The following is a 24,316-nucleotide window of genomic DNA, read 5'->3' as shown; positions in this document are numbered from 1 at the left end:
CGGTCAGGTCCATCGCCCGGGCCAGGTCGTTCAGACCCAGCAGCCGGGGCCCGGACGCAAGCATGCGCAGGGCCTGGGCGGCGCGCGCTCGACGGACTGGATCCTCTCTGCCACGCCCGACACCGTGGATCGCGGAAAAACCGCAGGCAGGAGAGGCAGTTCCGAGGTACTCGCGGCGGGTTCGTCACGCCTCGCGTGCGGACCGCAGGAGATGGTCGCGTACGAGCGCTACGTGGGGATTCGTCGAGGAACCGGGCCGCTGGACGAGGAAACCGGTGTTGATCGGGGCGTCCTCGGATCGGTCAGCAGCACGAGCGCGCCGGAGGCCAGCTCGGGGGCGCACAGATAGCGCGGCAGCACACTGAATCCGCTGCCGCCGACCACGGCCGGCACTCGAGCCGCCCGCAGATCGGGCACGGTGACCGCGGGAGTGCCGGTCAGCCGCTTGCCGAAGACGTGGCGCCAGTAGCGGCGGACGATCGGCGGAGTCCTCGGCGTACGAGACGAGCGGGACGCCGTGCAGCGCGGCCGGGCCCTCCGCGGCGAGGCGCTGTCCGATGCGCTCGGCCCACGCGGGCGAGGCGACCGGCACGAACTCCTCGTCGGACAGCGGCACCGAGGCGAGCGCGCGCCACGCGCGGTGCGCAGGTGGCCACCGCAGGTCGTGGCGTCCCGCCCGCAGGGCCTCCAGCAGATCGTCGGTGAGGCCGAAGGTGATGCGCAGCCGCGCGCCCGCTACTCGACGAGCGGGGCGACCGTCGGCAGCACGCAGTGGGTGAGGTACTCGGCGGGGCCCGCCACATGGACGGGGTCGCGTCCCCTCGCCGAACAGGCCACGCCCGAGCCGCTGACCGAGCCGAGCGCGTCCAGCGGCTCCATGACCCGCGCGGCGCTCGGCGCGAGCGGGTGGGCGCCACGCCGCGCGGCGCTGCCGCTCGAACGGCTCCCGGCCGAGCTGGCTCTCCAGGGACCGGATCTGCGTCAGCGGCGGTCGGCTGGGACAGGCCAGCAGCCGGGCGCCCGCGGTGAAGCGCGCGCCCGGTACACCGCGAGGAACGTGCGCAGCAGGTTCAGGTCGGAAGCCCGGCCCCGTGCGGCGGCTGCGCGGCCGCCAGGTATTCCCGGGTCCATTCCCGTTGTCGTCGAATCCTATCTCTCACATGTACGAGCCTATTGGATTCCGATGGGGTAGCCTACGGTCGAGGACGTCGCCGCACTGACGAAATGCGTACGGCGGAGTGATCGGAGCCTCGGACGTGTCAGCGGCGGCGACGGACCGTCCCCGATCGTACGCCTCGTGCGGGACCCGCACGCGGAGAACCCTCATGTCGAAGATCCTCTTCGTCGTCACCGGCACGGACCACTGGACGCTGGCCGACGGCGCGCAGCACCCCACCGGCTACCTGGGCCGAGGAGGCCGTCGCCCCCTACCAGGCACGTTCAAGGCGGCCGGTCACGAGATCGATGGTCGCCACCCCCGGTGGCGTCGTGCCCACCGTCGACCAGCAGTCGCGCTGGGCGAGTTCAACGGCGGGCGGAGGGCGCCGACCGGATGGCCGCCGACCTCGCCGCGTTCGCCGAGCTGCAGTCCCCGATCAGCCTGGACGACGTGAACCTCGACGACTACGCCGCCGTCTTCTACCCCGGCGGCCACGGCCCCATGGAGGACCTCGCCGTCGACGCGACCTCGGTGACGTGCTGACGCGCCCTGGAGTCGGCAAGCCCCTCGCCGTCGTCTGCCACGGTCCCGCCGCACTGCTCGCCGCGACCAAGGCGGACGGCACCAACTCCTTCAAGGGCTACGACGTGGCCGCGTTCACCAACGAGGAGGAGACCCAGGGCGGCTTCGCCGACAAGGCCAAGTGGCTGCTCCAGGACCGTCTCACCGAGGCCGGAGTGCGCGTCCGGGCCGGCGAGGCGTGGGCGCCGAAGGTGGTCGTCGACCGCAACCTGGTCACCGGCGAGAACCCGGCCTCCGCCGCCCCGCTCGCCGACGAACTGCTCAAGAAGCTGGTCTGACCCGATGGGCACCGACCGGCTCGACGAGGTCCTCGACGCGACGTACGACTGCCTGACCAGGTACGGCGTACGGCGCACCACGATGGACGACATCGCCACCGCCATGGGGTGTCGGTCCGCGGTCTACCAGTACGTCCGCAGCAAGGACGACGCCTTCCGGCGGCTCGCCGGGCGCCTGCACGAGCGGCCTCGAGCGGCCCGCCGGGCCGCCGCCGACACCGGCGCGACGTACCGGACCGGGTGCGCGGCGTGCTCGCCGCCAAGCTCGACCTCGTCCTCGAACTGTCCGGGGACTCCGCACACCGCCGAACTCCTCGACGACAAGACCCGGCTGTTCGGCGGGATCTGCACCGCCTTCACCACCGATCTGCACGCCCTGCTCACCGGCCTGTTCGCCGAGGCAGGGCACCGTCGCCGGGATCGAACCGGCCGACGCGGCCACCCTGTGCATCGCCCAGGTCATGGGTCTGGAACACACAGGACGCCCGCAGGCTGCTGCCCCTGGCGTCGGACGCGCTCGTGGCGGCGGTGCTGGGCGTGCCCCTCGCACCGGCGGCCGCGCCCGCGGTCGCTGATCCCCCACCACCAGTCGCCTGTTCCTCTCTCACCCCCTCACTCTCGCACCCCCTCACTAGGATCGTCATGTCTTTCTCCAGCCGTGAATGGCACCTCGTCGCCCGTCCGTCGGCGAGCCCCAGCAGTCCGACTTCGCCTTCGAGACCGTCACCGTGCCCGACCCGGGTCCTGGCCAGATCGTCGTCCGCAACGACTACATGTCCGTCGACCCGTACATGCGCGGGCGGATGAACGAAGGCGAGTCGTACATCGCGCAGTTCGAACTGGGCGAGGCCATGACGGGCTCCGCCGTCGGCACCGTCGTCGCTTCGCAGGACGCGGGTGTCCCGGTCGGCGCGACCGTCACCCACTTCCTCGGCTGGCGCGAGTACGCGCTCCTCGACGCCGCCCAGGCCCAGCTCGTCGACACCGAACTCGCTCCCGCCCGGAGCCTGCGAGTGCTCGGTACGACCGGACTGACCGCGTGGGCCAGTCTCAGGAAGTGGCCCCGGTCGAGGAGGGCGACGTCGTCTTCGTCTCCGGCGCCGCGGGCGCGGTCGGCTCCGATCGCCGGGCAGCTCGCCCGCAAGCTCGGCGCGGCCAAGGTCATCGGCTCGGCCGGCGGTCCCGCCAAGGCCAAGCGGCGCACCGAGGACTTCGGCTTCGACGTGGCGCTGGACTACCGCGAGGGCGACATCGCGGGCAGCTCGCCGAGGCGGCGCCCGACGGCATCGACGTCTACCTCGACAACGTCGGCGGCGACCACCTCGACGCCGCGCTGCGGGTCATGAACCTGCGCGGGCGGATCGCCATGGTCGGCGCCATCTCCGGATACAACGCCACCGAACTGCCCGCGGGCCCGCCGCACCTCCCGCTCGCCATCGGCAAGCGCATCAACCTGCGCGGCATGAACGTGAGCGACCACTTCCACCTCGTCCCGGACGCTACGCCCGGCGCAGGCGGGCGGCGCTGGCTCGCGGACGGCTCGCTCGTCGCGGACGAGACCGTCGTCGACGGCATCGAGAACGCGGTCGACGCGTTCGGTTCGATGATGCGCGGCGCCAACACCGGCAAGATGCTCGTCCGCCTTCCCCGGGCCTGACCTGCCTTCCCCGGGTCGGGCCTGACCGCCTTCGGGTCAGACCCGCACGAGGCATCTGAACGGAGCTCCACCACCCCCATGACTGACACCACTGACACCGGTACCGCCACCAGCGCCACCGGGACCGGCACCGCCGCCCTCGTCGCATCGCTGCGAGCCGTCTTCCGGTCCGGCCGGACCCGGCCGATCGCCTGGCGCAGGGCCCAACTCACCGCACTGCGGGCCTGTTCACCGAGAACCGGGACGCCTTCGCCGACGCCCTGTACGCCGACCTGCGCAAGCCGCGCTTCGAGGCGAACGCCGCCGAGATCGACCTGCCGGTCCGCGAGATCGACCACACGCTCGCCCACCTGGAGGAGTGGCTGGCCCCCGAGCCGCTGGCCGCCGAGTCCTCGCCGGACTCCCGGACGGCACGACCGCCGGAACGCACTACGAGCCGCTGGGCACCGTCCTGGTCGTCGCGCCCTGGAACTATCCGGTCCAGCTGTCGCTCGTCCCGGTCGCCGGAGCACTCGCCGCCGGCAACACGGTCATCCTCAAGCCGAGCGAACTCGCCCCCGCCACCTCCGCGTTGATGGCCCGGCTGGTGCCCCGATACCTGGATCCCGGGCGGTCGCCGTCGTCGAGGAGCGGAGTGCCGGAGACCACCGAACTGCTCGCGCAGCGCACCCCGACCACATCTTCTACACCGGCAGCGGCACCGTCGGCCGCATCGTGATGCGTGCCGCCGCCGAGCACCTGACCCCGGTCGCCCTCGAACTCGGCGGCAAGTCACCGGTGTTCGTCGACCGCGACACGGACCTCTCGGTCGTCGCCACCCGCCTCGCCGAGGCCAAGTTCCGCAACGCGGGCCAGACCTGCGTGGCGCCCGACTACGTCCTCACCGACCCGGCCACCGCCCGCGGCCTGGAAGTCGCCCTCGCCGAAGCGGTGCGCCGCATGTTCGGCGACGACCCGCAGACCTCCGACGCGTACGGGCGCATCGTCAACCGGCGCCACTTCGACCGGATCGCCGCCCTCCTCGACTCCGGCACCCTCGCGTTCGGCGGTCGCACCGACCGCGACGACGTGCTGCATCGCGCCGACCGTGCTGACCGGCGTGCGGGGCGACGACGCGGTCATGCGGGAGGAGATCTTCGGCCCCGTGCTGCCGATCGTCGAGGTGGACGGCCTGGACGAGGCCATCGCCTTCATCAACGACCGCGACAAGCCCCTCGCCCTGTACGGCTTCACCGAGAACAGGGAGCCACCCGCGGCCGGCTCGCCGCCGGACCTCGTCCGGCGGCCTCGGTTCGGCCTGCCGATGGCCCATCTGCGCGTGCCCGACCTGCCCTTCGGCGGCGTCGGCGAGTCCGGCACTCGGCAGCTACCACGGCCCCACTCGATCGCCGCGTTCAGCCACCGGCGCGCCCGCCTCGACGTACCGCTGGCTGACTGCTGCCGAGCCGGCCGGGCCGGTCGAGAGAGTGGACGCTCGCCGAGCGTGATTGCTCAGCTGGTTGAGTATGGTGACGGGATCCGTGTCACTTCAGGGGTGGAGTCCGATGTCCGGTCCGCAGACCAACTTCTCGCGTTACGTGGCCCTCGGCGACAGTCAGACCGAGGGGTGGGCGACGAGTGACGACGCGACCGGTCTGCGCGGCTGGGCGGACCGGTTCGCGGAGCGGCTGGCGGCAGAACCCGGCCTGCAGTACGCCAGCCTCGCGGTGCGGGGCCGTCTCGCAGGGCAGGTGCGGGCCGAACAGCTCGCGCCCGCCCTGGCGTTGAAGCCGGACCTGGCGAGCGTGGTGGCCAGGGGTCAACGATCTGCTGCGGCCGCGGTTCGACGCGGACGAGGTGGCCGGAGAGCTGGAGGCGATGTTCGCCGCGCTCACCGCCGCGGGCACCACGTCATCACGCTCACCTTTCGCGTCACCCGCATCATGCCGCTCGCCCGGCCGCTCGGCGGACGCATCACCCTGCTGAACGCGCGGATCCGTGAGGCGGCCGGGCGGCACGGCGTGACCGTCGCCGAGATGAACCACCACGCCGTGGCGACCGACCCGCGGCTGTGGAGCGAGACCGGCTGCACGCCAGCCCACTGGGACACGCACGCATCGCCGCCGCCATGGCGTACACCCTCGGAGTGCCGGGCAGCGACGACACCTGGGCCAGGCCCGTCACGCCCCCGCACCGTCCCTGCCCGGCCTGCCCTGGGGCGGACTGGTCGAGCTCCGCTGGGCCAGGGAGCTTCCTCGGCCCGTGGCTCGTCAGGCGGCTGCGGGGCCGGTCGTCCGGCGACGGACGCTCCGCGAAGCGCCCGGAACTCGCCCTGGTCCAGGTCTAGTCGGACGGTGTGGGTGGCCGGGCGCCCGGAGTGTGTCCGAAGGTGCGGCGGAAGACGTCGATGAACGTGCTGGCGGACGACCAGCCGCACTGATGGGCGACCGCGGTGACGGGCGTGTGGTCGGCCAGCAGGATCAGCGCGTGGTGGAGCCTGATCTGGGTGCGCCACTGGGGGTAGGTGAGGCCGAGCTCGCTCCGCAGGTGCCGGGAGAGGGTGCGTGCGCCGGCCCCGATCTGCCGGCCCAGCTCGTCCAGCGGCCGGTTGTCCGCCGGGTCCGCCCGCAGGATGGCGTGCAGCTCCCGCAGCAGCGGCGTGCTCGGCGTGGGCAGGTGGAGCGGCTGCTGGGGAGAGATCCGCAACTGGTCGAGCAGGACCGCGCGCAGCCGCCGGCGTTGCGGAGCTCTCGTCGTCCGGGGTCGGGTGTAGGCGACGATCAGCTCGCGCAGCGCAGGGGGCTGACGGAGAGGACCGTCGGCGCGTCGAGCGAGCGGGTTCTGCGTGGTGGGCAGGCCCACGAAGATGGAGGTCGAGCTCGCCGTGCGCCTGGTGCCGGTGGACCGTGCCGGCCGGGATCCAGAGCGCGCGGGTGGCGGGCGCGACCCAGGAACCCGCGTCGGTGGTGATCGCGATGATGCCGTGACTGGCATAGACGATCTGGTGGTCGTCGTGGCGGTGCGCGTCGATCTCGCCGCCCGACGTGAGGCGTTGGGTGCGGGTGGGCGCGACGGGAGTGTGGCGGATGTTCTGCATTGGTTGGCAATCTATCGAAAGCGCGACGCGACGGGATCCCGCCAGCATGGAGGCGTGCGAAGGAATGCATCGATCTTTGTGTTGGCCGTGGGCCATGCCTGCGTGGATCGTCTACCAGGGCGCCGTCGCGGCGCTGATCCCGTTCTTCTGTGGCGGAGCGCGACTACAGCTATGCCGTCGCGTCCGGCATCGTGCTCGCCGCTTCGCTGCTGTCGTCGGTGGCGCAACCCGTGTTCGGCGCGCTCACCGACCGGTGGAGCGATGCCGTGGCTGCTGCCGGTGAGCACGCTCCTCGGCGGTGGGCATCGCGCTGAGCGGGCTCGGCGGCTCGTACGGACTGACCCTGACGTTCGTGGCGGTCTCCGGGATCGGGGTCGCCGCCTATCACCCCGAGTCCGCGCGGGTGGCGCGGCGCTCGCCAGCCGGGGCAGTCACAGCGCCATGGGCTGGTTCTCTGCTGGCGGCAACATCGGCTACGCGCTCGCGCCGCTCATCGGTCGCCACCGCGATCGGCCACGGCTCGCTGCACTGGACGCCGGTGCAGCTGCTGCCCGCTCTCGCCGGGACCGCGCTGTGCGTGCCGGTGCTGCGGATGCTGGGCGGCGGCCGGGGGACCGGTCCGTCCACGGCGGCGGCGCGGGGCGCGGACGACGTGGCCTCGTTCGTGCGCCTTTCGCTGGCCGTGGTGTTCCGCTCGGTCGTCTTCATCGGGCTGAGCACCTTCATCTCGCTGTACGCCCAGGAGCGGCTCGGCGGGAGCGCCGCCGCGGGCACGGCGGCCCTGTTCGTGCTGTTCCTGGGCGGTGCCGTGGGCTCGGTGCTCGGCGGCTCACTGGCGGGTCGCTACGACCGGGTCCGGGTCTCGCGCTGGTCCTACCTGACGTCGATCGTCGCCGTGGCCGGAGTGGTCTACGTGCCGGGCCCGGCGCTGTTCGTCTTCGTGGCCCTCACCTCCGCAGGCCTGTACGTGCCGTTCTCGCTCCAAGTCACCCTCGGGCAGGACTACTTGCCCTCCGGGTCGGCACCGCCAGCGGCGTCACCCTCGGACTGACCGTCAGCATCGGCGGTCTGAGTGAGCCCGGTCATCGGCCGACTCGCCGACGCGACTCTCCCTGCGGACGGCGCTCGCCCCGTTGATCGCCATGCCGGCACTGAGCTGGCTGCTCTTCCGCACGCTGCCCGAACCCGCCGTCCGCGAGGCGCAGTTCACGGCGCCGGCGCGGCAGGGCGACGCCGACACGGCGCTGTCGGGAACCTGATGCGGCCGGGACCCGACCGCCGGCTCAGCCGACGACGAGCACGAGCACGCCGCGCGTACGCCCTTCCTCGCCCGCGCGGTGCGCCGCGGCGATGTGGGCGAGCGGAACGTCCGCACGGCGGAACGGTGAGGCGCCCGGCCTCGACCAGTGGGCCGATCTCGTCGAGGACGTACAGGGCGCGGCCGGTGTCGCCGCGAGCTGAACCGGACGCCGTGCTCCTGAGCTCCGGCGACATCGGCGACCGTGAGGACGTTCCCGGGGAGCCCGCGAGCCCGATGAGCTCGGGCAGCACCCGCTGCCCGCGACGTCGAGGGCCAGGTCGACGCCGTCGGGAGCCAGCACGCGGACCCGGCCGGCCATGCCCTCGCCGTAGGTGACGGGTTCGGCTCCGAGGAGCGCAGGTGGTCCTGGTTGGCCGGTCCGGCCGTGCCGATCACCCGCACTCCCGCGTGCCACGGCCAGCTGGACGGCGGCGCTGCCGATGGTGCCGGAGAGGCGCCGTTGACCAGCAGCGTGCGGCCGGCTTCGGCGCCGAGCTGGTCGAGGGCGCGCGCGGCCGTCTCAGGGCGGTGGGCAGGGCCGCCGCCGCGGCGAAGTCGAGCGAGGGCGGCACGCGTACGTAGTGGTCGAGCACCGCGGACTCGGCCTGGGCCGCGCCCGCGCCGGAGAGCCCGACGACGCGGTCGCCGACGCAGACGTCCGACACGCCGTCGCCGAGCGCGTCGACGACGCCCGCCGCCTCGTGGCCCAGGGTCTGCGGAAGCTCCTGGTCCATCAGGCCCCGGCGCTTCTTCCAGTCGCTGGCGTTGACACCGGCGGCGCGCACCGCGATCCGTACCTGACCCGGCCCCGGGTGCGGTTCGGGAAGCTCCACGATCTCCAGCACCTCGGGGCCGCCGAACCTGCTGAACTGCGCTGCCTTCATCGTTCGCTCCGGTTCCGGACCCGAGGTCCACGCGGTGCCGCGGGCGACACCGCCCGACGGTCCGCCCCTCGCAGGCACTCTAGATCGCCGACGCCGGAGCGTCGCTCCGGCCGCGGGCAGGCCGGCGGCCCCGGACGCTCACACCTTCTCGACGACCGTGTCCTCCGGTTCCACCGGCCGGCCGTCCGCCGCCCGGATCTCCAGCCGGTGCAGCGGTCGGCCGGTCCTGCTGGTCGAGGAGGCGGGAGTGCTCCTCGCCGGGGTGAAGCACTCCGCCTCGCCCCACTGGCGCAGCGCGACGATCACCGGGAACAGGGCGCGGCCCTTGTCCGTGAGGCGGTACTCGCGGTGGGAGCCGCCGTCCGGGGCGGGCACGCTCTGCAGCACACCGGCGTCCTCCAGCGAACGCAGCCGCGTGACCAGGATGTTCTTCGCGATGCCGAGGCTGCGGTGGAACTCGCCGAACCGGCGGCTGCCGTCGAAGGCGTCCCGCACGATCAGCAGCGACCACCAGTCGCCGATGGCGTTCACCGACCGGGCGACGGGGCACGGGTCGGCATCGAATCGTGTGCGGGCGACCATCCGCGACTCCTCGTTCTCCAGCCCCCGGACCCTTCGGAGTGGTTGCAACATGCTACCCCGTCCGACTACGGTCACTCCGGTAGCAAGATGCAACCAAATGGAAGGCGGGGCGACATGGCGGTCCAGTGCTCGGAACCGGTCGGCGCATGCGACGGGAGCGGAGCGCGCGCAGAGGAGGCGACCGTGCCGGACGGATCGCCATCCGCCCGGCTCGTACCTGACTCGCCCTCGCCTGCGGCAGCTCGGTCGCCACCGTCTACTTCTCCCAGCCCCTCCTGGTGACCCTCGGCGAACGGTCTCGCGCTCGGCGCGGGATGGCTCGGAGCGATCGTGACCGTGACCCAACTCGGCTACGCCATCACGGCCTGTTGGCCTCGTCCCGCTCGGTGACCTGCTCGACCGCCGACGCCGCGGGTCACCGGCCAGCTCGCACTGCTCGCCGTCGCCCTGCTGGCCGCCGGACTCGCGCCGGGCGCCGTCGCGCTGCTCGCCGCGCTCGCCGCGGTCGGGCTGCTCGCCGTCGTCGCCCAGACGATGGTCGCGGCGGCGGCCGCCCTGACCCCGCCCGCCCGGCGGGGCCGCGCCGTCGGCACGGTCACCGGCGGCATCGTCACCGGGATCCTGCTCGCCCGCGCCGCCGCCGGAGCCCTCGCCGACCTCGCCGGCTGGCGTGCGGTCTACCTCGTGGCCGCGGGCGTGATCCTCGTCCTCACCGTGCTGGTGCGCCGGGCCCTGCCCGCGGGCGCCCCGGCCGTCGACGCGCGCGAGATGTCGTACGGGCGGCTCGTGGCCTCGACCGTCACCCTGTTCGCCCGCCAGCCGCTGCTACGGGTCCGGGGCACGCTCGCCCTGCTGGTGTTCGCCGCGTTCAGCACGCTGTGGAGCGGCATGGCGCAGCCGCTCAGCGGACCGCCGTGGTCGCTGTCGCGCACGGCGATCGGCGCGTTCGGGCTCGCCGGGGCGGCCGGGGCCGTCGCCGCCACCGTGGCCGGACGCTGGAACGACCGGGGCCTCGCCCGGCGCACCACGGGCGTCGGCCTCGCCGTACTGGCCCTGTCCTGGCTCCCGATCGGCCTGACCGGGCGGTCGCTGTGGCGCTCGCGATCGGCGCCGTCCTGCTGGACTTCGCCGTGCAGGCCGTCCACGTCACCAACCAGACCCTGATCCACTCGGTCCGCCCCGACGCGGGCAGCAGGATCATCGGCGGCTACATGGTCTTCTACTCGGCCGGCAGCAGCCTCGGCGCCCTCGGCTCCTCCCTCGCCTACGCGGCCGCCGGCTGGCCGGCTGTCACGGCACTCGGCACGTCCTTCAGCCTCGCGGCCCTGGCACTTTGGGCGACGACCCGGCGCGTGGGGCCGGGCGCGGCCTGAGCGGATCTCGGCTGCCTTCGCCGGATGTTGTGGGTCAGGCAGCGGTCAGGCCCGAACCGAGTCCTGTCGGTGGGGTGTCGTAGCGTCAGCAGCATGATCTCCGAGCCGACTCGTCAGGCCGAGGGCTCTACGATGCGGCCTTTCTGCCGCGGCTGCAGATGTCCTTCGGGCTGCGCCCAAGCCGGTCACGGTCCCGGTGTCGAAGTTCGGCGGGCAGCCGGTCTGGCTGGACGGTCCGGCGTGGCCGGTGCATCCGCGTACGCGTGAGCCGCTCGTGTTCGTCGGCCAGTTCCGGGTGCCAGGGAACGAGGTACGTCTCGCCTACCTCTTTTTGCACGAGGAGGGCCTGGACATGGGCGGCGACGCAGTGGAGGACGGCGAGGCCGTTGTCCTGGTCCAGCCGGGTGGGCGGATACCGTCCTTCGCGTCGATCGGCTCCCCCAGCACCCAGGGGCGAACCCTGTGGCGTTGGGGTCCGGACGAGACAGAGGTTCCCGTTGAATGGCTGATAGACCTGATGCCGATGCCACCGGAGCTCGACAAGGCGGCGAACCATGCCGCCGCCTGGTCGCGATGGCTGCGAAGCGAGGGGCCAGAGGTCGAATCCCTTGACGAGGAGCAACCCACGGACTTCCTAGGAGGTGAGGCCCACTACCCGAACGGCCGAGCCGTCGGCATCGACTCGTCTTGGCTGTTCCTCTGCCAGTTCGCGCAGACCGGGGCGAGGCGGAGTCAGACCCGTTCTTCCTCAACTTCGGCTACGGGAGTGGCTTCATCTTCCTCAGCTCCGACCACCTCGAAGGCCGGTTCATGTCGGACTGCAGCTAGACGACACCTCGGGCCGGCGATCCGATGATCTGAAGGACGATGACCTAGTCGGCTCCGCCTCCGAGCGCGTACAGCTTCGGCAGGTTCACCACGATCGCCTCCTGCGTGCTGCGGGCGATGACGACCACGGCCTCCTCGGCCGGGTCCGGGTTCTCCTCGCGGTGCGGGACGTAGGGCGGTACGAAGATGTAGTCGCCGGGGAGGTGCGCAGCCGGACCTCGTCGGTGCCGTCGCCCGAGTCGTCGACGAACACGAACTCCGGGTGCCCGCTGACCACGTAGATGGCGGTCTCGGACTCGCCGTGGTGGTGGTCCGACGAGGACGTCGACGGGGCGACGTGGGTCTGGCCCATCCACAGCTTCTCCGAGCCCACCGTCCGCCCGCTGACGGCGGCGAAGCGCCGCATGCCGCCGGTCTGCGCGGTGTCGCCGTCCAGGAGTCCGCGCGGACGTGGTGCAGCCTGCTGCGCAGCGGAGGGGTGGACGGGGCGTCGGGGAGGTGCGGGTGGAAGCCCTCGCCAGGAGTGGTCAGCGGGTCGCTCTATGGTCGGGACGCTAGAGCCGCCCGGAAAAGGATGTCAAGAGGTGTCCATTGGTTCCCACCTGCGGCAATCTTCCCGCAACACAGCAGTGACCGGTCATGAAGAGCCTTGCCGCGCGCGGGTGTTCGGGCATGATGGGCGCATGCATCTCTCCGCGAAGGCGGACTACGCCGCGCGCGCCCTGCTGGAGCTCGCACGCGCCCGGACCGCCCGTTGACCTGTGAGGCCATCGCCTCCTCGCAGGGGATTCCGTTCCGCTTCCTGAAGTCGGTGGTGGGCGAGTTGCGCCGGGCGGGCCTGGTGCGCAGCCAGCGCGCGGCTGCGAAGGCGGGTACTGGCTGGGCGGCAGCGCCGACGAGATCACCCTGCTCGACGTCAGCCGTGCCATCGACGGGGACCTGCTGACCTGCGGGGAGAGCCCGTCGGCGGGTTGGCGTATCCGGGCGCCGCGACCGGACTGCCGGACGTGTGGCGCCGGATCAGAAGCCGACGCGGCGGCGGTACTCGGCGGCGTGACGCTGGCCTCGCTGCTGCCCGCGGCGGACGCGGTGCCGGCCGCGAAGGGAGCCGCGTGACGCGCGAGGGCGGTGCGGTGCAGCTCGAAGTCGTCGAGTACACCGACCCGTTGTGCCCCTGGGCCTGGGGTTCGGAGCCCGTCTTCCGGCAGCTCGGGCCGCCCTGGACGGGCGGGTCCGCTGGCGCCGGGCCTACTGCATCCTCTTCGACGACGGCGACGACCCGCCGCCCGACCCGGCCGCGGAGACCGCCTGGTACGCCCGGTACGTCGAGGGGATCTGCGGGCACACGAAGGCCCCGCGGGCGGTGCCGCTGAGCCGGGTCGCGGCGAGCTCCTGGCTCCGCCTCGCTCGTCGCCAAGGCGGCCGAGGCGCAAGGGAGTCGGATCGCCGACCGGGTGCTGCGGCGGCTGCGCGAGACCGTGTTCGTCCGGGGTGAGCCCGCCGACACCATGGACGCGGCCCTCCTCGCCGCCCGCGGAGTGCCGGACCTGGACGGCGATCGGCTGCGCCGCGACGCGGCCTCGGACGCCGTGCGCGAGCGGGTGCGGGGCGACCGTGCCGAGGCGCGCGACCCGCTGCCCGAGGCCCGTCGCGTCGACAGCGGATCACCGCACCCGGGCACGGCCAAGGAGACCCACGACGGTCAACTCCGTTACGCGCTGCCGACGTTGCTGCTCCGCACGGCCGCCGCGCGCCGGATCGTCCCAGGCTGGCGGCCCTACGAGGAGTACGCGGGCGCGGTCGAGGAACTCTGCCCGGGACTGCTGCGGACGGGCCCGGCCGCACTGCCGGCGGCGCAGGCGCTGCGGCACCACCGCAGCCTCTCGGAGCCCGAGCGGCAGGTGCTCGCCGCCGGCCCCTGGCCGCCGCCCGGCGCCGTACGGGTGGACACCGCGGGAGGCCCGCTGTGGCGGTGCGCGGAGGAGGCCCGCGTCTGTCCCGCGCCGGGCGGATCCGCCATCGGTGAAGCCGGCCAGGGAGCATCGGCCGCCCACTGAAAGGCCGTTGACCAGCGACGGAAGACCGTCCGCCGAATGAGACACCCCTAGGTGTCCATTGACACGGACAGTCGGACGACCCCAGGATGTGGGACATGCTCACGACGCACCCCGGTGTGGTGTGCCGCTACGTGGATCTGCGGCGCACCTGTAGCGCCCTCTGTCGCTGACCTGCCGATCCCACGGTTCCGCGCGCCCCTGACGCGCCCTTCCGTCGAGCGCGCTCGCTCCGCCGCGCCGCCCGTCTCCCGGCTCGCCCCCGTGCCTTCCCCTGCCCCGCGCCCGACGGCGTCGCGCCCGAACACCCGTGCCGCGTACGCCTGTTGAGGCGCAGCCCAGGTGTGGTCGAGGGGACGAGCCGCCCCTCGCCCTGCCTCGTGACCGCCGCCCGCGCGGAAACGGGCCTTCGACGAAAGAACCCCCATGCCCGGACGCCGCACGCCCCGACGCCCCGCCGTACGCCTGCGCACCGCAGGTCTCGTGACGGCACTGGCCGCCCTCCTCGCCCCGGCCCTCACCGGCTGCGCCGGCGAAGCCGCCTCCGCGACCGGCTCCTCGACCCTCAAGTGGACCTCCTCGTACTTCCCCGCCCACTGGGACCCCGTCGTCAGCGGCAGTGGCGCCCAGTTCCGTGAACTCGCCCTGGTCTACGCATCGTTGACCCGCACCGACGAGAAGGGGAACGCCGTCCCCGACCTCGCCAGGAGCTGGGAGTACAACAGCAGGGGCGACGAGATCACCTTCCACCTGCGCTCCGGCCTGAAGTTCAGCGACGGCGAACCGGTGAACGGCGCCGCCGTCAAGGCGGCGATCGAACGGGCCGAGAAGCAGAAGAACTCCGCGCTCTTCGGCGACCTCACCTCGATCGAGTCCGTCGACGCCAAGGGCCTCGACGCCGTCGTCCACCTCAGTCAAGTCGACTACCAGATACCGCAGTTGCTCGGACAGCGCGTCCTGCAGATCGCCAGTCCGAAGGCCGCGAAGTCCCCGGCCCGGCTCGACCAGGGACCGGTCGGCGCGGGCCCCTTCACCGTCACCCAGCTCATTCCGGGCACCAAGGCCGTCCTGAAGAAGAACCCGGACTACTGGGACGCCGAGAACATCCACATCGACCAGGTCGAACTGACCTCGGCACCCGACGCCGCCACCGTCATCTCCGGCCTGCAGACCGGCGTCTACAACTTCGCCGACATCGGACCCAGCCAGGCGTCCGCCGCCGAGAAGGCGGGCCTCGACGTGTTCGTCCAGCCCGGCTTCAACGCCTCCAACATCAGCCTCAACGTCAACAAGAAGCCCTTCGACAACGACAAGGTCGTCGACGCCGTCCGCTACGCGGTCGACCGCCAGGAGTTCGTCGACAAGCTGACGTTCGGCTACGGCGAGACCACCGACCAGCCCTTCCCGAAGGGATACGTCGCCTACGACCCGAAGTCGGCGAACGCCTACCCGCACGACCTCGCCAAGGCCAGGAAGTTGCTCGCCGAAGCGGGCTACGACGCGGGCGACCTGAAGCTCGACCTCGTGATCCCCGCCGAGGACCCGCAGGCCGAGATCGTCCAGTCGCAGCTCGCGAAGGCCGGCATCAGCGTCGACATCAAGATCGACAAGAACTGGGCGACCCCGTTCTTCGCCAAGGACCTGACCTTCTCGCTCTACTCCACCACCGGGCGCGACTCCGCCGCACAGACCCTCACCGCCCACTTCGGCCCCGACGGCCCCCTCAACCTCAGCTCCCCGTACGAGCCCGCCGGGTTCGAGGCCGCCATCGCCAAGGTCCGCGAGACACCGCTCGACTCGCCGGAGTACACCGACACCCTGCGGGCGGCGACCCGGGCGGGTCTCGAGAGCAAGGCCCTCGTCTTCACCTACTCCCAGCCCAACCTGATCGCGAAGAGCAAGACCGTCTCGGCCTGCCGAAGAACCCCGCCCACATCGACTGGACCGGCGTCACCATCGGCGGCGCCGAGTGAGCGCACGACGCGCCGCCGGACGCGTCCTGGCCGTGCTCGGCCGGTCGGCCGCGCTCTTCGTGCCGGTCTTCCTCGTCGCCACGTTCGTGACGTTCGCCCTGCGCTCACTGAGCGGACTGAGCCCGCCCGGATCCAGTTGAGGAGGCGACCCCGGAGGCCATCGCCCGCGTCGAGGCCGAATGGGGCCTGGACCGGCCCTTCCTCGTCCAGTACGGGGACTGGTTCGACGGTGTGCTGCACGGCCGGCTCGGCACCAGCTGGACCAACGGCTCCGACATCTCCACCCTCATCGGGGTCGGCCTCGGCGTCAGCCTGTCCGTCGCGACGTTCGCGCTGCTCATCGGCGTGGTCGTCGGCTTCGTCCTGGGCACCGTCGCCGCGCTGCTGCGCGCACCACCTGGATCGACCGGGCCGTCACCGGCTTCGTCACCGTGATCTCGGTGATGCCCGCGTTCGTCGTCGGCATCGTCCTCGTGGCCGTGTTCGCCGTCGGACTCCGGCTGTTCCGTCGGCCGGCTACGTCCCGGCGGCGCAGGGCATCGGCCCGTGGATCGCCCACATCACCCTCCCGGCCGTCGCGCTCAGCTTCGACGTCATCGCCGACGTCGCCCGGCAGTTGCGGACCGGACTGATCGCCGCGTACGGCGAGAACTACGTGACCGGAGCCGTGGTGCGCGGCCTGAGCCCGCGCCGCGTCTTCTTCGGGCACGTGCTGCGTCAACGCGCTCGGCCCCACCCTGGCCACCCTCGGTCTCAAGTTCCCCGCCCTGGTCGGCGCGTCCGTCGTCACCGAGTGGATCTTCGGCCTGCAGGGCTTCGGCCGGTTCGCCAACGACGCCGCCCAGGCCGGCGACGTACCCGCCGTCCAGGGCGTCCTCGTGGTGTCGATCGTCCTGGTCGTCACCTTCAACCTGCTCGTCAACCTGGTCCTGGCCCGCGTCACGCCGGCCTCGCAGAGGGAGTGTGACCGTGATCCGCCGCGTACTCGCCCTGACCTCGGGCCGCATCGCCGTCGCCGTCCTCGCCGTGATCGCCCTCCTCGCGGCCCTCGGCCCGCTGCTCGCCCCGCAGAACCCCCTCGCCACCAGCGTCCGCACGCTCGCCGACCCCTCCGCCGCCCACTGGCTGGGCACCGACTACCTCGGCCGCGACACGTTCAGCCGACTGCTCGACGGCTCGCGCGTCAGCGTCCTCGGCTCGCTCGAAGTCGCCCTGACCGCCCTGGTGGTGGGGGCCGTGCCCGGGATCCTCTCGGTCCACCTCGGCCGCGCCTTCGGAGTGGGTCGCCCTCCGGCTGACCGACACCCTCGTCGCCCTGCCGTTCCTGCTGTTCGCCGTCGCCGTCATCGCCCTGCTCGGCAACGGCATCACGCAGAGCGATGCTCGTCACCGGAGTGCTGGTCTCCCCGCTGTTCTACCGGGTGGCGCGCGCCGCGACCCTGGCCGTGGCCCGCTCCCCGTACGTGGAGGCGGCGATCGTCTCGGGCGCCTCCCTCGGCTGGATCGTGCGACGCCACCTGTGGGCGAAGGTACTGCCGCCGCTCGCGGTCGCCCTCGCGCAGACCATCGGCACCGGCTTCGTGATCGTCTCCTCGCTCACGTTCCTCGGCATCGGTGTCCAGCCGCCCGAGCCGACCTGGGGCGGCCTGCTCGCCTCCGACCTCGGCTACCTCGCCCACCAGCCGTGGGCGCCGGCCGCCCCGCTCTCCTGATCATGGTGACGGTCTGGGCGTGCAACCTGCTGGCCGATGCCGTGCGCGACGTCTCCGGCGAGGCGGGACGCGCCCTCGTCGACCGGCGCAGGGCCGCGATCCACCGCACCGACCAGGCCGTCACCACCCCCGCCGGAGGCGCCCGATGACCTCACCGACCACCCAGCACGCCCGCCCCGAGCAGCCCGGCGACGTCACGGACCCGACGGCCGCACCGGTCCTGTCCGTGCGCGACGTCCACATCACCGACCGGGCGTCCGGCCGCGAGATCGTCCACGGCGTCAGCTTCGACCTGGCGCCCGGCGGACGGTCGGCATCGTCGGCGAGTCCGGCAGCGGCAAGACCCTCACCTGCCGCGCCGCCCTGGGCATCCTGCCCCCGCACTTCGAGGTCACGGCCGGATCCATCGAGATCGCCGACACCGACATCACCACCCTGACCGCCGCCCGCTGGACCGCGCTGCGCGCCACACCACCATCAGCGCCGTCTTCCAGGACCCGGCGTCCTACCTCAACCCCTCGATCCGGGTGGGCGCCCAGATCGCCGAGGTCCTCCGCGTGAAGACGGGCCTCACCCGGCGCGAGGCCCGCGACCGGACCCTGGAACTGCTGCGCGCGGTCCACCTGCGCGATCCTGAGCTCGTCCGGGTCCAGTACCCGCACGAACTCTCCGGCGGCATGCTGCAGCGCGTCCTGATCGCCGCCGCGATCGCATGGCGCGGCCGCGGATCCTCATCGCGGACAGAGGCCACCACCGCGCTCGACGTGACCGTGCAGGCGGAGATCCTCGACCTCCTCGCCGACCTCCGGGAGCGCACCGGCCTCGCGCTCGTCGTCGTCTCCACGACCTCGCCGTCGTCGCCCAGCTCTGCGACGAGGTCCTCGTCCTGCGCCACGGCGAGGTCGTCGAGCAGGGCCCGGTCCGCTCCGTCCTGCACGACCCGAGGGACGACTACACCCGGCTGCTGATCGCCGAGCACGAGCAGTACGGACTGGAGCGGTTCCGCCCGGCGAAGGAGAACGCGTGAGCAGCAACACCCCATCCGGCACACCGAGTTCAGCGCTGGAGATCAGCGGCCTCGACGTGCACTACGGACCACGCCGCCGGCGTCGCCAGGCCCTGAACGGGGTCTCGCTCACGGTGGCGCCCGGCGAGACGGTCGGACTGATCGGCGAGACCGGCTCGGGCAAGTCCACCCTCGCCCGCACCGTCCTCGGGCTCGTCCCGCGACGGCCGGATCGATCGTCGTCGAGGGAGAGGACGTCACCTCCTACGGCCGCCGCCGGTGGCGGGCCCTGCGCCGGCGGGGCGTCGTCCAGTACGTCTTCCAGGACCCGCTGCGCAGCCTCGACCCCGACCTGACCGTCGAGGAGTCCCTGAGCGAGCCGCTCCTGGTGCGCGGCGTGCCGCGGGACGAGACGGCCCGGCGGATCCGCGCCCACCTCGACCGGGTCCGTCTCACCGAGGACCTGCTCGGCCGGCTGCCCGGCGCCCTCTCCGGTGGCCAGCGCCAGCGCGTCGCCGTGGCAAGGGCGCTGGTCACCGAGCGCGCGCGTCCTCATCCTCGACGAACCCGTCAGCGCCCTCGACTCCGCCAACCGCGTCCAGATCCTGAGATCCTCAAGGACCTGCGCGCCGACGGCGTCGCGCTCGTCCTCATCTCCCACGACCTCGGCTCCGTCGCCGGGGTCGCCGACCGGATCGCCGTCCTCTACCGGGGCGAACTCGTCGAGACCGGGACGGCGCACGACATCGTCACGAACCCACAACACCCCTACACCCGACTCCTGTTGGGCTCCGCTCCCACCCTCCACGGCGCCCCCGCCGACCGGGCCGAACGCCAGGCGCTGCGCGCCCTGCTGCACGCCTGAACCCACCCCGCTCACCCCGCTCACCCCTCGCACCCCGCTCACATCACCTCACGTCACCCCTCTCGCGTCTCACGGACCTGGAGCTCTCATGCCCCGCAAGAAGATCCACCTCGCGCTGCACCCGTACGGCGTCGGCGGCGGCCAGCACGGACTGTGGAAGGACCCGCGCGTCGCCAGAACGCCAGCATCGACATCAACTACTACATACGCCAGGCCCAGGCCGCCGAACACGCCCTGTTCGACGCCCTGTTCATCGTCGACAGCCAGTTCATCAACGCCACTACCCCTCGCACTACCTCAACCGCCTCGAACCCCTCACCCTCCTTCCCGCCGTCGCCACCCACACCCGGCACATCGGCACTCGTGGGCACGGCGAGCTCGACGCTACAACTCCCCGTTCAACCTCGCCCGCCGCTTCGCCTCCTCGACCACATCAGCGGCGGCCGGGCCGGCTGGAACGTCGTCACCAGCTTCGACACCGGCACCTCGAAGAACTACGGACTCGACGAACACTCGACTACGCGACCCGCCACGGCCGCGCCCTGGAGTTCGTCCACGTCGCCCGGGGCCTGTGGGACTCCTACGAGGACGACGCGTTCCCCGCCGACGTCGAGCGCAACGTGTTCCTCGGTCCCGCCCGGCTGCACCCGCTCGACCACGAGGGCGAGCACTTCAAGGTCGCGGGCCCGCTCAACCTCTCGCGCTCCCGCAGGACCAGCCGGTGATCTTCCAGGCCGGCGTCTCCGAGGAGGGCCGGGACCTGGCCGCGCAGGTCGCCGAGGGCATCTACGCGCCCGGCGGCTCCCTGGAACAGGCGCGGGAGTACTACACGGACATCAAGGACCGCACCGCCGCCTACGGCCGCGACCCCGACCACATCAAGATCTTCATCCACGGCGGCCCGGTGGTCGCCACCACCGACGAGGCCGCCCGCCGCAGGGAGCGCGAGATCTTCGAGGAGGACAACGACTTCGACCGCCACCTCGCCCTGCTCGGCCGGGTCCTTCGGCGCGTACGACTTCAGCACGCACGACCTGGACGCGCCCTTCCCCGACGTCGCCCACCTCGCGGAGAAGGGCGGCAGGACCGGCGCCGCGAAGCTCATCGAGCGTGCGCGGTCCGAGCAGCTGACTCTGCGTCAAGTGGCCCAGTCGCTGGCCGAGTTCCGCCGCTCGCCGTTCGTCGGCGCGCCGGAGACGGTCGCCGACCGGATCGAGGAGTGGTTCGACGCGGGCACCTTCGACGGCACGTCAACCCGGCCTTCCGCACCGAGGAGTAGTAACTCGCCCTGTTCGTCGGCGGCGTCGTACCGGTCCTCCAGAAGCGCGACCTGTTCCGCACCGAGTACGAGGCCGACACCCTGCGCGGCGGCCTCGGACCGCCCGTCCCGGCCAACCGCCACACCGCCACCCCGGCAGGAGAGGCCGCATGAGCAGCAGCGGTACACCGACCACCAGGTCAGCGCGGGCGCGAACACCCGCAGCGCACGGTCGTCGTGGTCCCGGCCGGGGCGAGTCGATGCCACGCTACGACCGGTCCGGACAGCGGCTCGCCGCGGACGCGCCACCGGGTCCGCGGCAGTCGTCGACGCGCCCGAGCCGCCCGGTGACCGCACTGACCGCGTTGGCTGCGGGAGTTCGCCGCCCGGCTCGCCTGAAGCCGTCCCAGGCCGAGAGCGGCGTCGCGCACCCGCTCGTCCTCGTGGCTCCGACACGGGCGCCGCCGCGCTCGCCGCCCTTTCCGGCCGGCCGGCCACCGGCGCCGCGCCCCGAGCGCGCTTCGTCCTCGCCGGCGCTCCCGGCCCTGCCACCGCGGAAGCCGGCTCCTGAAGAGGAGCCGGACGCTTCAGGACGACGTGCCCCGTCCACCGCAGAGGCCCTCACCCGGGACGCCGGGGTACGGCGCGGGACGCTACCGCCGCGCCGGTGCCGGGACGGCTCCTCGACTCCGCTCACGGCGCCGCGGGAGGTTCCTCCACCTGCTCCTCGTCGGCGACCGCGACCCGCTGGCCGGCCGCGACGCCGTCGCCCGCCTCGCCAGAGAGCCTGCCCGCCGCCCGCCTCGCCGTCGTGCACGGCGCCTCACCACGACGTCCTCAACGACCAGCAGCACCGCTCCGTCGCCGCCGAGATCGTCCTCCTCCTCGAAGCCCTCCGCGGTGGCCGTCCCACGCCCCTGATCACCACCGAGACCAGCTCCTGGTGAACGGCGCGGCACGACCGCGCCCGGCACTCCGCTCACCGAACCCGAAAGGTTCCCCATGGCCGTCATCCTGTCCGTCTCCGGCAGCCCTCCGCCACCTCCCGCACCGGCCGCCTCCTGGGCCACGATCGACCGCCGCCTCACCGACCGCGGCCACGATGTGTGACCCGGCTCGTGGACGTCCGCAGGACCTCCGCCCGCCGAAGCACCGCCGCGTGCCGACGTCCACCACCCGGCGATCGCCGACGCGGCGCTGATGCGCTTCGCGCGGGCCGACGGCACCGTGATCGGCACGTCTGCACAAGGCCGCGTACGGCGGTCTGCCGAAGAGGCGCTGCTCGGTCTGCTCCCGCGGTTCGCCCTGTCCGGCAAGACGGTGCTGCCGCTCGCCACCGGTGGCAGCGTCGCCCACGTCCTGGCTCGACTACGCGCGGCGCCCGGCGGCTGAACTCCGCGGGCGCCGCCCACGTCGTGCCCGGCTGGTTCACCCTCGACAAGGACACATCACCGCCGAGGGCGCACCGCATCTGCACGTCGCGCAGCCCCGGCCGCCGAAGCCCTGGAGCAGGTGACCGACACCTTCGCTCGGCCGCGTGGTGTCCGTGGGCGCGGGCGTCCTGGCGTCGACCGCGTGACATCGCTCCTCACCTGACCCGAGCAGGCGCGTGGAACCGGCGGGACCGGCATGTCATCATGCGATGACATCGCTTGATGACACGAACGGGAATTCCTTGTCTCCCTCCATACCGGCCGCCCCACCGCGAGCCCGCCGCGACGACGCGCGCTGCGCCACCCGCGCGCGCTCGTGCCCGTCCTCGTCTCGCTGGGCATGCTCGTCGCCGCGGTCAGCAGCCTCGGTGCGCTGATCCCGACCATCGCGGCCGAGGACCGCACGTCGCCGTCTCCACACGCGCGAGTGGGCGCTCACGGTGACGATGCTGGTCGGCGCCATCGCCACCCTGGTCATGGGGCGGCTCGGCGACGGGCCGTACCGCAAGCGCGTCATCCTCACCGGCTCGCCGCCGTCATGGCGGGCAGCCTGCCGGCGGCGCTGCCGGTCGGCTTCCCCCGCCCGCTCGCCGGCCGGGCCCTGCAGGGGGTCGGCATGGGGCCCGTCCCGCTCGCCATCGCCACCGCGCGCGACGCGCCGCCGCCGGAGAAGGCGCGGGCCGCGGTGGCGACGCTCATCGCCGACGACCGCGGCGCATCGGCCTCGGCCACCCGATCACCGGTCTCTCTCGCCGAGAGTACCTCGGCATGTACGCCGGGTTCTGGTTCGCCCTTCTGGCCACCGCGGTCGCCGCCTTCGTCGCCACCGCGATCGTACGTGCCCGCGCCGCCGCACCGCGCCACCACCACGATGGACTCTCCGGCGCGCTGCTCCTGGCCGAGCGGCATGCGGCGGCGCTGCTCCTCGCCCTGGCGGAGGGGAGCGTGCTGGGGCTGGGGCTCGCTGTCTGCCGCGCTCGCGGTCGGCGCCGTCGTGCTGCTCGGCGGCTGGGTGGCGCACTCGCTGCGCTCCACGCACCCACTGGTCCGGGTGAGCCTCGTCAAGGACCGTGGCGTGCTGGTCGCCAACCTGACCACGATGGTCGGCGGCGTCGGCACGTACCTCCTGATCGCCCTGGTGACCCGTTACGTCCAGACGCCGGGGTCCGCCGGGTACGGCTTCGGCGCGTCCATCGTCGTCACCGGACTGCTGCTCGTCCCGTTCTCCGCGGCCAGCCTCCTCACCGGCCGGCTGGTCCGGATGCTGGGCAGCGCGGCGACTCCCGCGCGGATGTTGCCCCTGGGCTGTCTGCTCTCCTTCGCGGGCCTCGTCTGCTTCCTCCTCGCCCGCTCCAGCCTGTGGGGGATCGGCGTCATGATGGCGCTGGCCGGACTCGGCGTCGGCGTCACCTTCGCCGTCACCCCCGGCCTGATCGTCGGCGGCGTGCCCGCGGCGGAGACCGGCAGCGCGATGAGCTTCAATCAGGTCGTGAAGTACATCGGATACTCGACCGGCAGCGCGCTCAGCGCGGTCGTCCTCCAGGCCGCCACGGCCCCCGGCTCCGGTCTGCCGACGAACGACGGCTACCGCAGCGCGGGCCTCGTCGGCTGCGCCGCGTTCCTGGTCACCGGGGTGCTCGCGGTGGCCCTCACCCGGTTCGGCGTGCGGCCGCGGCCGTCCGTCGTGGCGGCCGCCCGCGGCGCCGCGGCCGAGGCGAGCCCCGAGCCGAGCCGCCCGTGAGCGGGGAGGGCGCCGACCGGCGCCGCAGCAGCGCCCGCAGCCGCGAGGCGCTGCTGCGAGCGGCGACGGAACTGTTCTCCGAGCGCGGCTACGACCGCACCACCATCCGGGAGATCGGCGAGCGCGCCGGCGTCGACGCCGCGCTGATCGCCCGCTACTTCGGCAGCAAGGCCCTGCTGTACGTGGAGGTGCTGCGCGCCGAGCACGGTGACAGCGCCCCGGACGACCTGCTCACCGAGGCCCGGCTGCGCGAGGTCGCCCAACGGGCGGAGCGGCGCGGGCCGGTGCCGCTGCTGCGCGTCGCCGTCCAGCCGCTCAGTGAGCAGCGGGCCCAGGACGCCACCCGCGCGGCCCTCCAGGCGCGGCTCGTGGAACCGCTGCGGGCCCGCTTCGCCCGCGAGGGCCGCGACCGTCCCGGGCTGCGGGCCGACGTGCTCGTGGCGGCGGTCGCCGGAGTCCTGCTGGCCCGGCACTCCGGGGCGTTCGACGACCTCGCCGACGCGGAGGTCGGCGAGGTCGTCGACGTACTGCTGGAGATGTACGGCGACGGGTGAG

The 24,316-nt window shown here is 72.9% G+C and carries 15 protein-coding genes and 15 pseudogenes; 24 read left to right on the top strand and 6 right to left on the bottom strand.

Features of this window, described 5'->3' with window-relative positions:
* Nucleotides 1-735 precede the first annotated feature (735 nt).
* Complete coding sequence (locus RBJ77_RS19760) at nt 736-879, bottom strand: hypothetical protein (RefSeq protein ID WP_372346226.1); 144 nt, start codon at nt 877-879, stop codon at nt 736-738.
* Between the two features lie 446 nt (nt 880-1,325).
* On the opposite strand from RBJ77_RS19760, the pseudogene RBJ77_RS19755 reads away from it, so the two are divergent.
* From RBJ77_RS19755 to RBJ77_RS19725, 7 genes and pseudogenes are all read left to right on the top strand, one after another.
* Nucleotides 1,326-2,019 (top strand): annotated as a pseudogene (locus RBJ77_RS19755) (type 1 glutamine amidotransferase domain-containing protein).
* Nucleotides 2,020-2,661: 642 nt separating this feature from the next.
* Nucleotides 2,662-3,676 (top strand): annotated as a pseudogene (locus tag RBJ77_RS19750) (NADP-dependent oxidoreductase).
* A gap of 358 nt (nt 3,677-4,034) precedes the next feature.
* Nucleotides 4,035-4,394 carry an aldehyde dehydrogenase family protein gene (locus tag RBJ77_RS19745; protein WP_372346225.1) on the top strand — a complete coding sequence of 120 codons (360 nt, stop codon included), beginning with the start codon at nt 4,035-4,037 and terminating at the stop codon, nt 4,392-4,394.
* Nucleotides 4,355-4,648 (top strand): annotated as a pseudogene (locus RBJ77_RS19740) (aldehyde dehydrogenase family protein); the annotation flags it as partial. The gene RBJ77_RS19745 and the pseudogene RBJ77_RS19740, both read left to right, overlap by 40 nt.
* A gap of 115 nt (nt 4,649-4,763) precedes the next feature.
* On the top strand, nt 4,764-5,297 hold the full coding sequence (locus RBJ77_RS19735; RefSeq protein WP_372346224.1) for an aldehyde dehydrogenase family protein: 534 nt from the start codon (nt 4,764-4,766) through the stop codon (nt 5,295-5,297).
* Nucleotides 5,182-5,679: pseudogene (locus RBJ77_RS19730) on the top strand (GDSL-type esterase/lipase family protein); the annotation flags it as partial. The gene RBJ77_RS19735 and the pseudogene RBJ77_RS19730, both read left to right, overlap by 116 nt.
* Nucleotides 5,680-5,903: 224 nt before the next feature.
* A pseudogene (locus tag RBJ77_RS19725) lies at nt 5,904-6,002 on the top strand (SGNH/GDSL hydrolase family protein); the annotation flags it as partial.
* On the opposite strand, the gene RBJ77_RS19720 reads toward RBJ77_RS19725, so the two are convergent.
* Entirely contained in the window at nt 5,999-6,511 is a 513-nt protein-coding gene (locus RBJ77_RS19720) for a helix-turn-helix transcriptional regulator (RefSeq protein ID WP_372346329.1), read from the bottom strand. The pseudogene RBJ77_RS19725 and the gene RBJ77_RS19720 overlap by 4 nt on opposite strands.
* Before the next feature lie 4 nt (nt 6,512-6,515).
* Nucleotides 6,516-6,752 (bottom strand): annotated as a pseudogene (locus RBJ77_RS19715) (cupin domain-containing protein); the annotation flags it as partial.
* 54 nt (nt 6,753-6,806) lie between these two features.
* Between RBJ77_RS19715 and RBJ77_RS19710 the strand changes: the two are divergent.
* Nucleotides 6,807-8,011 (top strand): annotated as a pseudogene (locus tag RBJ77_RS19710) (MFS transporter).
* A gap of 24 nt (nt 8,012-8,035) precedes the next feature.
* On the opposite strand, the pseudogene RBJ77_RS19705 reads toward RBJ77_RS19710, so the two are convergent.
* Together RBJ77_RS19705 and RBJ77_RS19700 are read right to left on the bottom strand one after the other, a co-directional pair.
* Nucleotides 8,036-8,936: pseudogene (locus RBJ77_RS19705) on the bottom strand (NADP-dependent oxidoreductase).
* A gap of 138 nt (nt 8,937-9,074) precedes the next feature.
* Nucleotides 9,075-9,518 (bottom strand): winged helix-turn-helix transcriptional regulator, encoded by a 444-nt coding sequence (locus RBJ77_RS19700; RefSeq protein ID WP_372346223.1) that lies wholly within the window; start codon nt 9,516-9,518, stop codon nt 9,075-9,077.
* Between the two features lie 432 nt (nt 9,519-9,950).
* Between RBJ77_RS19700 and RBJ77_RS19695 the strand changes: the two genes are divergently transcribed.
* The 3 genes from RBJ77_RS19695 to RBJ77_RS19685 all read left to right on the top strand — a co-directional run bounded on the left by RBJ77_RS19695 (nt 9,951) and on the right by RBJ77_RS19685 (nt 11,747).
* Entirely contained in the window at nt 9,951-10,682 is a 732-nt protein-coding gene (locus RBJ77_RS19695; RefSeq protein ID WP_372346328.1) for an MFS transporter, read from the top strand.
* The gene (locus tag RBJ77_RS19690; RefSeq protein WP_372346222.1) at nt 10,649-10,891 is read left to right on the top strand and encodes a hypothetical protein; all 243 of its coding nucleotides are present in this window, start codon (nt 10,649-10,651) and stop codon (nt 10,889-10,891) included. Before RBJ77_RS19695 ends, RBJ77_RS19690 begins: the two co-directional genes overlap by 34 nt.
* A gap of 196 nt (nt 10,892-11,087) precedes the next feature.
* Nucleotides 11,088-11,747: a hypothetical protein gene (locus RBJ77_RS19685; protein WP_372346221.1), complete on the top strand. Its 660-nt coding sequence runs from the start codon at nt 11,088-11,090 to the stop codon at nt 11,745-11,747.
* A gap of 16 nt (nt 11,748-11,763) precedes the next feature.
* On the opposite strand, the pseudogene RBJ77_RS19680 reads toward RBJ77_RS19685, so the two are convergent.
* A pseudogene (locus RBJ77_RS19680) lies at nt 11,764-12,250 on the bottom strand (cupin domain-containing protein).
* Nucleotides 12,251-12,473: 223 nt separating this feature from the next.
* On the opposite strand from RBJ77_RS19680, the gene RBJ77_RS19675 reads away from it, so the two are divergent.
* The 13 genes and pseudogenes from RBJ77_RS19675 to RBJ77_RS19615 all read left to right on the top strand — a co-directional run bounded on the left by RBJ77_RS19675 (nt 12,474) and on the right by RBJ77_RS19615 (nt 24,315).
* Nucleotides 12,474-12,665 (top strand): hypothetical protein, encoded by a 192-nt coding sequence (locus tag RBJ77_RS19675; protein WP_372346220.1) that lies wholly within the window; start codon nt 12,474-12,476, stop codon nt 12,663-12,665.
* Nucleotides 12,599-12,835: a hypothetical protein gene (locus RBJ77_RS19670; RefSeq protein ID WP_372346327.1), complete on the top strand. Its 237-nt coding sequence runs from the start codon at nt 12,599-12,601 to the stop codon at nt 12,833-12,835. The genes RBJ77_RS19675 and RBJ77_RS19670 overlap by 67 nt, the downstream gene beginning before the upstream one ends.
* Nucleotides 12,832-13,776: pseudogene (locus tag RBJ77_RS19665) on the top strand (DsbA family protein). Before RBJ77_RS19670 ends, RBJ77_RS19665 begins: the two are co-directional and overlap by 4 nt.
* A 423-nt stretch (nt 13,777-14,199) precedes the next feature.
* Nucleotides 14,200-15,746, top strand: a pseudogene (locus RBJ77_RS19660) (ABC transporter substrate-binding protein).
* Nucleotides 15,747-15,748: 2 nt separating this feature from the next.
* A pseudogene (locus RBJ77_RS19655) lies at nt 15,749-16,705 on the top strand (ABC transporter permease); the annotation flags it as partial.
* A gap of 10 nt (nt 16,706-16,715) precedes the next feature.
* Nucleotides 16,716-17,607: pseudogene (locus RBJ77_RS19650) on the top strand (ABC transporter permease).
* The gene (locus tag RBJ77_RS19645; RefSeq protein ID WP_372346341.1) at nt 17,604-17,897 is read left to right on the top strand and encodes a hypothetical protein; all 294 of its coding nucleotides are present in this window, start codon (nt 17,604-17,606) and stop codon (nt 17,895-17,897) included. Before RBJ77_RS19650 ends, RBJ77_RS19645 begins: the two are co-directional and overlap by 4 nt.
* Nucleotides 17,822-18,426 (top strand): annotated as a pseudogene (locus RBJ77_RS19640) (ATP-binding cassette domain-containing protein). The gene RBJ77_RS19645 and the pseudogene RBJ77_RS19640 overlap by 76 nt, the downstream one beginning before the upstream one ends.
* Nucleotides 18,427-18,481: 55 nt before the next feature.
* Nucleotides 18,482-19,329, top strand: a pseudogene (locus tag RBJ77_RS19635) (ABC transporter ATP-binding protein).
* Between the two features lie 721 nt (nt 19,330-20,050).
* A complete protein-coding gene (locus RBJ77_RS19630) occupies nt 20,051-20,608 on the top strand; it encodes an LLM class flavin-dependent oxidoreductase (RefSeq protein ID WP_372346219.1) in 558 nt (185 codons plus the stop codon).
* 1,179 nt (nt 20,609-21,787) lie between these two features.
* Nucleotides 21,788-21,979, top strand: coding sequence for a hypothetical protein (locus RBJ77_RS19625; protein WP_372346218.1), 192 nt, complete (start codon nt 21,788-21,790; stop codon nt 21,977-21,979).
* 579 nt (nt 21,980-22,558) lie between these two features.
* Nucleotides 22,559-23,761, top strand: coding sequence for an MFS transporter (locus tag RBJ77_RS19620; protein WP_372346217.1), 1,203 nt, complete (start codon nt 22,559-22,561; stop codon nt 23,759-23,761).
* Nucleotides 23,758-24,315, top strand: a complete 558-nt coding sequence (locus RBJ77_RS19615) for a TetR family transcriptional regulator (protein WP_372346216.1) — start codon at nt 23,758-23,760, stop codon at nt 24,313-24,315. Before RBJ77_RS19620 ends, RBJ77_RS19615 begins: the two co-directional genes overlap by 4 nt.
* Nucleotide 24,316 lies beyond the last annotated feature (1 nt).

This window comes from Streptomyces sp. KL116D, from assembly GCF_030766975.1.
Lineage (GTDB): Bacteria > Actinomycetota > Actinomycetes > Streptomycetales > Streptomycetaceae > Streptomyces > Streptomyces longispororuber_A.
This window is presented reverse-complemented; position numbering and strand designations above follow the sequence as displayed.

Bases quoted from the DNA above. Each gene is read 5' to 3' on its own strand.
- RBJ77_RS19645 (WP_372346341.1), top strand. From the start codon at position 17,604: ATGACCTCACCGACCACCCAGCACGCCCGCCCCGAGCAGCCCGGCGAC.
- RBJ77_RS19760 (WP_372346226.1), bottom strand. From the start codon at position 879: ATGGAGCCGCTGGACGCGCTCGGCTCGGTCAGCGGCTCGGGCGTGGCC.
- RBJ77_RS19625 (WP_372346218.1), top strand. From the start codon at position 21,788: ATGCGCTTCGCGCGGGCCGACGGCACCGTGATCGGCACGTCTGCACAA.
- RBJ77_RS19620 (WP_372346217.1), top strand. From the start codon at position 22,559: ATGGCGGGCAGCCTGCCGGCGGCGCTGCCGGTCGGCTTCCCCCGCCCG.
- RBJ77_RS19700 (WP_372346223.1), bottom strand. From the start codon at position 9,518: ATGGTCGCCCGCACACGATTCGATGCCGACCCGTGCCCCGTCGCCCGG.